Genomic DNA, 7,183 nt, shown 5'->3' with positions numbered 1-7,183 from the left:
CCGGCAGGCACAGCGAGAACAGGCCCGCCTCCCCGAGCGCACGCCACAGCCCCCGGTCGAGCGCGGGGCGCTGCACGGCGGCGCGCAGCGCGTCGCGCCCGAACCGCCCCGCGAGCAGGTCCCGGATGCCCTCGCGCAACGCGCGCTGTTCCGCGGTCAGTTGGAAGTGCACGGCTATCGGCCCCCCTTGGGCAATCGCAGGATGCGCTCGGCGACGATGTTGCGCTGGATCTGCGAGGTGCCGGCCGCGATCGTGTACGACAGCGACGACAGCCGGTCGAGCGTCCACTCCTGACCGGTGTCGAGCGCCCCCGCCCCGCCCAGCACCCGGGCCGCGACGTCGTACAGCCGCTGCCGTGCGTGCGAGTAGCGCAGCTTGAAGACCGAGCCGCCGACGCCCGGCACCCCGCCGCTGGCCTGCGCCTCGCTGACGTTCCACTGGGTGAGCCGCCACAGGGCACTGAACTCGGCGGTCAGGAGGGCGAGTTCACGGCGCAGTACGGCGTCGTCCCAGCGTCCGCTCTTCCTCGCGTGGGCGGCGAGCTCGCCGAGGGTGCGCCGGCAGGCGACGACCTCCCCGACGAAGGCAGTGCCGCGCTCGAACGACAGGGTCACCATGGTGACGCGCCAGCCGTCGTTCTCGTCGCCGACCCGGTTGCCGACGGGCACGCGTACGTCGTCGAGGAACATCTCCGCGAACTCCGTGGACCCCGCGAGGGTGCGCAGGGGCCGCACCGTGATGCCCGGCGCGTCCATGGGCAGGGCGAGCCAGGTGATGCCGCGGTGCTTGGGCGCCTGCGGGTCGGTGCGCACCAGCAGCTCGCACCAGTTGGCCACTTCGGCGTGCGAGGTCCAGATCTTCGAGCCGTTGACCACGTACTCGTCGCCGTCGCGGACCGCCTTCGTGCGCAGGGAGGCGAGGTCCGAGCCGGCGTCCGGCTCGCTGAACCCCTGGCACCACACCTCGTCGCCGCGCAGGATCGGCTCCAGCCAGCGGTCCCGCTGCGCGGCGCTGCCCTCGGCGGCGACGGTCGGCCCCGCGTGCAGCAGGCCCACGAAGCCCGCGCCGACGTACGGGGCGCCCGCCCGTTCCGTCTCCTCCAGGAAGATGAGCCGGGTGGTCGGCGAGGCGTCCCAGTGGACGTTCCCGTACCCGGCGTCGTACAGCCTGCGCTGCCAGCCCATGTCGTAGGTGCGCCGGCCCGGCCAGTCGTCGGGCGACGGTTTGGGCCCCAGGGTGGGCAGCACGCCGCCCAGCCACTGCCGCAGCCGCGCCCGGAACTCCTCTTCCTCGTCGGTGTACGTGAGATCCATCCGCGGGCCCCCGCCTTACTTGTCGAGGTCGAGGTCGAGCATGCGGATGGCGTTGCCGCGCATCAGCTTGTAGACCGTCTCCTCGTCGAGGCCCTTCACGTGGTCGAGGGCGACCTCCTTGGTGTGCGGGAAGGTCGAGTCGACGTGCGGGTAGTCGGTCTCGAAGGTGGCGTTGTCGCGTCCGACCACGTCGAGCGAGGCGACGCCGTGCTTGTCGCGGAAGAAGCAGCAGAACATCTGCCGGTAGTAGTACGTCGACGGCGGCTCGGGGACGAGGTCGCGGACCCCGCCCCAGGCGCGGTGCTCCTCCCACACGTCGTCGGCGCGTTCGAGGGCGTACGGGATCCAGCCCATCTGGCCTTCGCTGTAGGCGAGTTTGAGCCGCGGGAACTTCACGAGCACGCCGCTGAAGAGGAAGTCCATCATCGAGGCCATGGCGTTGTTGAAGCTGAGCGAGGCCTGGACGGCGGGCGGGGCGTCGGGCGAGGCGGCGGGCATCTGGGAGGACGACCCGATGTGCATGTTCACGACGGTGCCGGTCTCCTGGCACACGGCGAAGAACGGGTCCCAGTACCCGGAGTGGATGGAGGGCAGCCCCAGGTAGGTGGGGATCTCCGAGAAGGTGACGGCGCGCACGCCCCGCGCCGCGTTGCGCCGGATCTCGGCGACGGCGAGGTCGATGTCCCACAGCGGGATGATGCACAGCGGGATGAGCCGGCCGCCGCTGTCGCCGCACCACTCCTCGACCATCCAGTCGTTGTAGGCGCGCACGCAGGCCAGGGCGACTTCCTTGTCGTGCGCCTCGGCGAAGGTCTGGCCGCAAAAGCGCGGGAACGTCGGGAAGCAGAGCGACGCCTCGACGTGGTTGAGGTCCATGTCGGCCAGGCGCGCCTTGGGGTCCCAGCAGCCGCGGCGCATCTCCGCCCGGGTGATGCCCTCCAGGGTCATGTCGTCGCGGTCGAAGCCGACGGCGGCGATGTTGCGCTTGTACGGGAACTTGAGGTCCTCGTAGATCCACCAGTCGGTGGGCGGACCGTCGGGGTCCATGGTGATCTGGTACTTGCCCGCCACGTAGGCGAGTTCGCCGATCCCCGCGGTGAGCGCCTTCGGCCCGCGGTCGCGGTACTTCGCCGGCAGCCAGGTCTCGAAGAGATGAGCCGGTTCGATCACGTGGTCGTCGACGCTGACGATGCGCGGCAGTTCCGTCATGAGTGCTGAGCCCCTCCGCCGTATCCGTGCCGGAATCTGATGACCCGTCAGAAAGCAGGCTAGCCCCGCACCTCTGGACCGACAAGAAGTGCGGGCTTACGCTCTGCCCGTATCTGACAGTCCGTCAGCTCTCCGGCTTGAAGGGGTACGGGCATGACTGACACCGCACACGCCCTGGGTGCGTCGCGCACGCTCTGGGAACTGGTGGAACGCCGAGCCGCCCTGACCCCCGACCGCCCCGTACTGCTCCAGGGCGAACGCACCCTCACCTTCGTCGAGTTGCGCGACCGCGCCGAGCGGGTGGCGGCGGGCCTGCACGACAAGGGAGTGCGCTCGGGCACGGTCGTCGCCTGGCAGCTGCCCACCCGGATCGAGACCGCGCTGCTCACCTTCGCGCTCGCCCGCCTCGGCGCGACCCAGACGCCGATCATCCCGTTCTACCGGGACCGCGAAGTGGGCTTCGCGCTGCGCGAGTCGCAGGCGGACTTCTTCGCGACGCCCGGCGTCTGGCGCGGCTTCGACCACACGGAGATGGCCGAGCGGCTCGGGGCGCGCGGCGTCTTCGAGGCGTACGACGACCTGCCCGAGGGCGACCCGGCAGTGCTCCCGCCGCCGCCCGCCGACGGCACCTCGGTCCGCTGGATCTACTGGACGTCGGGCACGACCTCCGACCCCAAGGGCGTCCTGCACACCGACCGGTCCCTCATCGCGGGCGGCTCCTGCCTGGCGCACGCGCTGCACCTGTCCGAGGCGGACATCGGCTCGATGGCGTTCCCGTACGCGCACATCGCGGGCCCCGACTACACCGTGATGCTGCTCCTGTACGGCTTCCCGGCAGTCATGTTCGAGCAGTTCGCGATGCCGGACGCGCTGGAGGAGTACCGGCGGCACGGCGTGACGGTGGCGGGCGGCTCGACGGCCTTCTACTCGATGTTCCTCACGGAGCAGCGCAAGGACCCGGCACGCAAGCTGATCCCGACGCTGCGCCTGCTGGCGGGCGGCGGCGCCCCCAAGCCCCCGGAGATCTACCACGCGGTGGCCCGCGAGATGCCGGGCGTCCAGCTCACCCACGGATACGGCATGTCCGAGGTGCCGATGATCACGATGGGGTCGCCGGACGACACGGCGCACCACCTGGCGACGACCGAGGGGCGCCCGCCCGAGGGCATGGAGATCCTGGTCGTCGACGCGGACGGCAAGCAGGTGGCGGCGGGCGTGGACGGCGACGTACGGCTGCGCGGGGAGGCCGTCTGCCAGGGCTATCTGGACCCCCGTCAGACGGCGGAGGCCTTCGACGCGGACGGCTTCCTGATCACGGGCGACCTGGGCCACGTCCTGCCCACGGGCCACCTGGTCCTGACCGGCCGGGCCAAGGACATCATCATCCGCAAGGGCGAGAACATCTCCGCCAAGGAGATCGAGGACCTGCTGCACCGGCACCCCGCCGTCCAGGACGCCGCGGTCGTCGGCCTGCCGGACGCCGAGCGCGGGGAGCGGGTCTGCGCGGTACTCGAACTACGGCCCGGCGCCCAGCAGTTGACGCTGCCCGAGGTCACGGCGTACCTGCGGGGAGAGGGCCTGTCCACCTTCAAACTGCCGGAACAGCTGGAGGTCCTGGACGCCCTCCCCCGCAACGAGACCCTGCGCAAGGTCCTCAAGTACCAGCTACGGGACCGGTTCGCGGACCGGGAGCGTGCCTGACGGGTCAGTCCGCGTCCGGGACGGTGAAGTACCGGGCGAACCCCTGGACCACCTCGTCCTCGGAGATCCGCCCGTCACCGTCCGCGTCCAGCGCCTGGGCCGCCACGGTCGCGACGCCCTCCTCGACCCCCAGCACCCGCAGCACGCGCTCGGCGTCGTCCTTGCTGACGCCGGGCGTTTTCGCGTCGGCCACGTCGAGCGCCGCCCGCAGGAAGGGCCGCGCGATCTCGGCGAACCGCTCAGGACTGTCCCGCAGCCGCTTCACGGCCCCGGTCACGAACTCCTCCCGGGTCACCCGCTGGTCCCCGTCCACGTCCGCGATCCCGGCCATGCCCTGCCAGAACGCCTCGGCGCCGGCGAACAGCGACTGCCCCTGGTCGCAGCGGGCCGCGACACCGAACTCGGCGAGCAGCGCCTTGGCCGCGACATAGAAGTCCTCGCGGTCGATGTATCCGTTGCCGTCCTGGTCGAAGCCGGCGAACCGGGCCGCGATCCTCCGCTCGTCCATGCTCATGGGCCGCCTCTCGCATCGGGTGGGACCTACGCCTGGGAGCGTACGTCGGAGTCGGGTCCGGGTGCCCTCAAGTGCGGTGTTTGTGTCAGGACCGAAGAAATTCCGGAACGAAGCCGCAGCGTCGAAGGCGCGGACGGACGGGCTCCGACTGCGCGGTGCCTCCCGGGAGTTGAGATCCGGCAGGGCCTACGCGGACAGCGGTTCCGCGTCCTCGTCCACCGCCGCCGTCACGTCCGGGTACACCTCGAAGAGGCGGCGCACGCCGAGCGCGCCGAGCACCCGGTTCACGTGCGAGCCGTCCTCGGCGCCCTTCGCGGGCAGGATCAGCCGGAGCCGGCCCTGGCAGGAGCGCATCAGGCGACGGGTCGCGATCAGCACGCCGACCCCGCTGGAGTCACAGAACAGCACGTCGGAGAGGTCGAGAACGATGCTGTGGCGGCCGTCGGCGACCGCGTCATGGACCTGCTGGCGCAGCGCCGGGGAGGTGACCAGGTCCATCTCGCCCGACACCCGCACGACAGCCCAGTCGCCCCGGTCCTTGGTCTCGGCCACTCTGAACTTCATACGTCCCTCCTCCTCTCGCCCACCGATCCGGAATCTGCTCCTACGCTTCCACTGCGCGGCTGCCCGGCCCGCACGCGCTGAAACACCCCCGCAGGCCTATCACATATGGCCTGGTCGCGGACGAGGCGGCCGATCACGGGCAGCGGGACGCCCCCGTTCTTTACCACCCGCTACCCCGCCAGGGCGCACAATGCTGCAAAGGAGAGTGCGTTGTCGGTGCAGCGGACTACATTCGGGTAAGAGGCAAAGAAGTTCGGGCGGTCGGTGAGGGGGCCCCATGCCCAAGGACACTCCGTCCCGGTGGGACCGGAGGATGCAGCAGCGCCTTGCGCACGGCGAGGCCGCCGCGCTCGGCGAGCTGTACGACCGCTTCGCGTCCCTGGTGCACGGGCTGGCCCACCGCGTCCTGGACGACGAGGAGGCGGCCGACCAGATCACCCGCGAGGTCTTCACCCACATCTGGGAGAACCCCGAGGCCTACGAACCCAAGCAGGGCCCCCTGCGCTCCTTCATCGCCACGCTCGCCCACCAGCAGGCCGTCCAGCGGCTGCGCCAGACCGAGTCCGCCGCCCTCGTGCGCACCGGCCTGGGCACCACCGAGGACCTGGAGCGCAAGGTGCGCCGCGCCTCCGCGGCGGCCCGCGCCGACTACATCGTGACGTCGATGCCCGCCCCGCTGCGCGCCGCCCTGGAGCTCGCCTACTTCCAGCGCCGCGACTACCGCCAGACCGCCGCCGACCTCGGCGTCACCGAGGACGAGGCGCGCCGGCGCCTGCGCCTCGGACTGCAACTGCTGTCCACGGCGCACGACAGCGGCACACCGCCCGGCAGGTTCGGGAGGCCGGCGTGAGCGGGACATTCGGGTACGGCCGCTTCGGCCCCGACGAGCCGGAGGGCGGGCAGGGCCCCGGCGGCGCGGGCGCCGCAGACGAACCGCGCATACCGACACCCCGCGTCTCCGTCGAGGACGCCGACCGCCCGCTGCCCCCACCGCCGCCCGCGCCCGCGCCCCTCGTCCTGGAGCACCGCGTCCTCAAGTCGCTGCTCGGCGCCTGGGCCCTCGCGGCCTGCTCGCCCGAGGAGGCCGCGTCCGTCGAGGAGCACCTGGGCGACTGCGGCACCTGCGCCGAGGAGGCGCTGCGGCTGCGCGACGCCGTCGGCCTGCTGCACGCCGAGGAGTCCCTCGACCTGGACCCGATGCTGCGCTCCCGCGTCCTGGAGGGTTGCCTCACCAGGCGGCCGCCGCGCATCCCCGTCCCCTCCTGGGCCACCTCGTACGACGCCGAGACCGCCCGCCTCGACGCGCTCCTCAAGGACATCGGCGACGGCGAGTGGCACGCACCGGTGCGCCTTCGCTGGTACGAGCAGGCGGAACAGGTCAGCCGCAAGACCACTGTCGCCGGGGTGATCGCCCACCTCACCAGCGTCGACGGCCTGATCGCCCGGGCCCTCGGCCTGGACGACCCGCTCGGGGCGCCGGCCCGGGACGACCTCGGCCCGGCCGCCCGCACCGAGGCGTACTGGCGGGCGTCCTACTTCCCGCCGACCCGGGCCGTGCGCGCCCCCTGGCGGGACCAGTCGCACGCCGTGATCCGTACCGTCTCCTTCACCGGCGCGGACGCCTCGGGCGCCGGCGGCTCGGGACAACTCCCCATCAGCTACGGCGAGTTCGAGCTGCCGCTGCGCGACGCCATGATCGACCGGGCCTTCGAGTGCTGGGTCCACGCGGGCGACATCGCCGACGCCGTGGACTACCCGTACGAGCCCCCGGCCCCGCGCCACCTCGCCGGGATGATCGACCTCGCCGCCCGGATGCTCCCCGGCTCCCTCGCCGCCCGCCGCCGCGAGGGCCTCGCCACCCCGGCCCGCGAACTGGTCACG

General features: G+C 72.0%; 8 protein-coding genes. 3 read left to right on the top strand and 5 right to left on the bottom strand.

Annotation, left to right across the window (positions count from 1 at the left end; all coding sequences use genetic code 11):
- From G3I40_RS47255 to G3I40_RS21265, 3 genes are all read right to left on the bottom strand, one after another.
- Positions 1 to 172 (bottom strand): acyl-CoA dehydrogenase family protein (locus tag G3I40_RS47255; RefSeq protein ID WP_343244984.1); only part of this gene is annotated, 172 nt, incomplete at its 3' end.
- A 2-nt stretch (positions 173 to 174) separates the two neighbouring features.
- On the bottom strand, positions 175 to 1,314 hold the full coding sequence (locus tag G3I40_RS21270; RefSeq protein ID WP_164303728.1) for an acyl-CoA dehydrogenase family protein: 1,140 nt from the start codon (positions 1,312 to 1,314) through the stop codon (positions 175 to 177).
- A gap of 15 nt (positions 1,315 to 1,329) precedes the next feature.
- On the bottom strand, positions 1,330 to 2,523 hold the full coding sequence (locus tag G3I40_RS21265) for an amidohydrolase family protein (RefSeq protein ID WP_164303727.1): 1,194 nt from the start codon (positions 2,521 to 2,523) through the stop codon (positions 1,330 to 1,332).
- Between the two features lie 153 nt (positions 2,524 to 2,676).
- On the opposite strand from G3I40_RS21265, the gene G3I40_RS21260 reads away from it, so the two are divergent.
- Entirely contained in the window at positions 2,677 to 4,224 is a 1,548-nt protein-coding gene (locus G3I40_RS21260) for an AMP-binding protein (RefSeq protein WP_164303726.1), read from the top strand.
- A 4-nt stretch (positions 4,225 to 4,228) separates the two neighbouring features.
- Here the strand turns inward: G3I40_RS21260 and G3I40_RS21255 are convergent, their stop codons facing one another.
- Positions 4,229 to 4,732, bottom strand: a complete 504-nt coding sequence (locus G3I40_RS21255; RefSeq protein ID WP_203644520.1) for an EF-hand domain-containing protein — start codon at positions 4,730 to 4,732, stop codon at positions 4,229 to 4,231.
- Between the two features lie 192 nt (positions 4,733 to 4,924).
- Positions 4,925 to 5,302 carry an STAS domain-containing protein gene (locus G3I40_RS21250; protein WP_164303724.1) on the bottom strand — a complete coding sequence of 126 codons (378 nt, stop codon included), beginning with the start codon at positions 5,300 to 5,302 and terminating at the stop codon, positions 4,925 to 4,927.
- Positions 5,303 to 5,579: 277 nt separating this feature from the next.
- Between G3I40_RS21250 and G3I40_RS21245 the strand changes: the two genes are divergently transcribed.
- Complete coding sequence (locus tag G3I40_RS21245; protein ID WP_164303723.1) at positions 5,580 to 6,152, top strand: sigma-70 family RNA polymerase sigma factor; 573 nt, start codon at positions 5,580 to 5,582, stop codon at positions 6,150 to 6,152.
- Positions 6,149 to 7,183 (top strand): zf-HC2 domain-containing protein (locus G3I40_RS21240; RefSeq protein ID WP_164303722.1); only part of this gene is annotated, 1,035 nt, incomplete at its 3' end. The genes G3I40_RS21245 and G3I40_RS21240, both read left to right, overlap by 4 nt.

The organism is Streptomyces sp. SID14478, assembly GCF_010548525.1.
In the GTDB taxonomy this organism is placed as follows: domain Bacteria; phylum Actinomycetota; class Actinomycetes; order Streptomycetales; family Streptomycetaceae; genus Streptomyces.
The sequence above is the reverse complement of the archived record's forward strand: the minus strand, read 5'-3'. Positions and strand labels throughout refer to the sequence as shown.

Coding starts and splice junctions, on each gene's coding strand:
- G3I40_RS21270 (WP_164303728.1), bottom strand. CDS start 1,314: ATGGATCTCACGTACACCGACGAGGAAGAGGAGTTCCGGGCGCGGCTG.
- G3I40_RS21250 (WP_164303724.1), bottom strand. CDS start 5,302: ATGAAGTTCAGAGTGGCCGAGACCAAGGACCGGGGCGACTGGGCTGTC.
- G3I40_RS21260 (WP_164303726.1), top strand. CDS start 2,677: ATGACTGACACCGCACACGCCCTGGGTGCGTCGCGCACGCTCTGGGAA.
- G3I40_RS21255 (WP_203644520.1), bottom strand. CDS start 4,732: ATGGACGAGCGGAGGATCGCGGCCCGGTTCGCCGGCTTCGACCAGGAC.
- G3I40_RS21245 (WP_164303723.1), top strand. CDS start 5,580: ATGCCCAAGGACACTCCGTCCCGGTGGGACCGGAGGATGCAGCAGCGC.
- G3I40_RS21265 (WP_164303727.1), bottom strand. CDS start 2,523: ATGACGGAACTGCCGCGCATCGTCAGCGTCGACGACCACGTGATCGAA.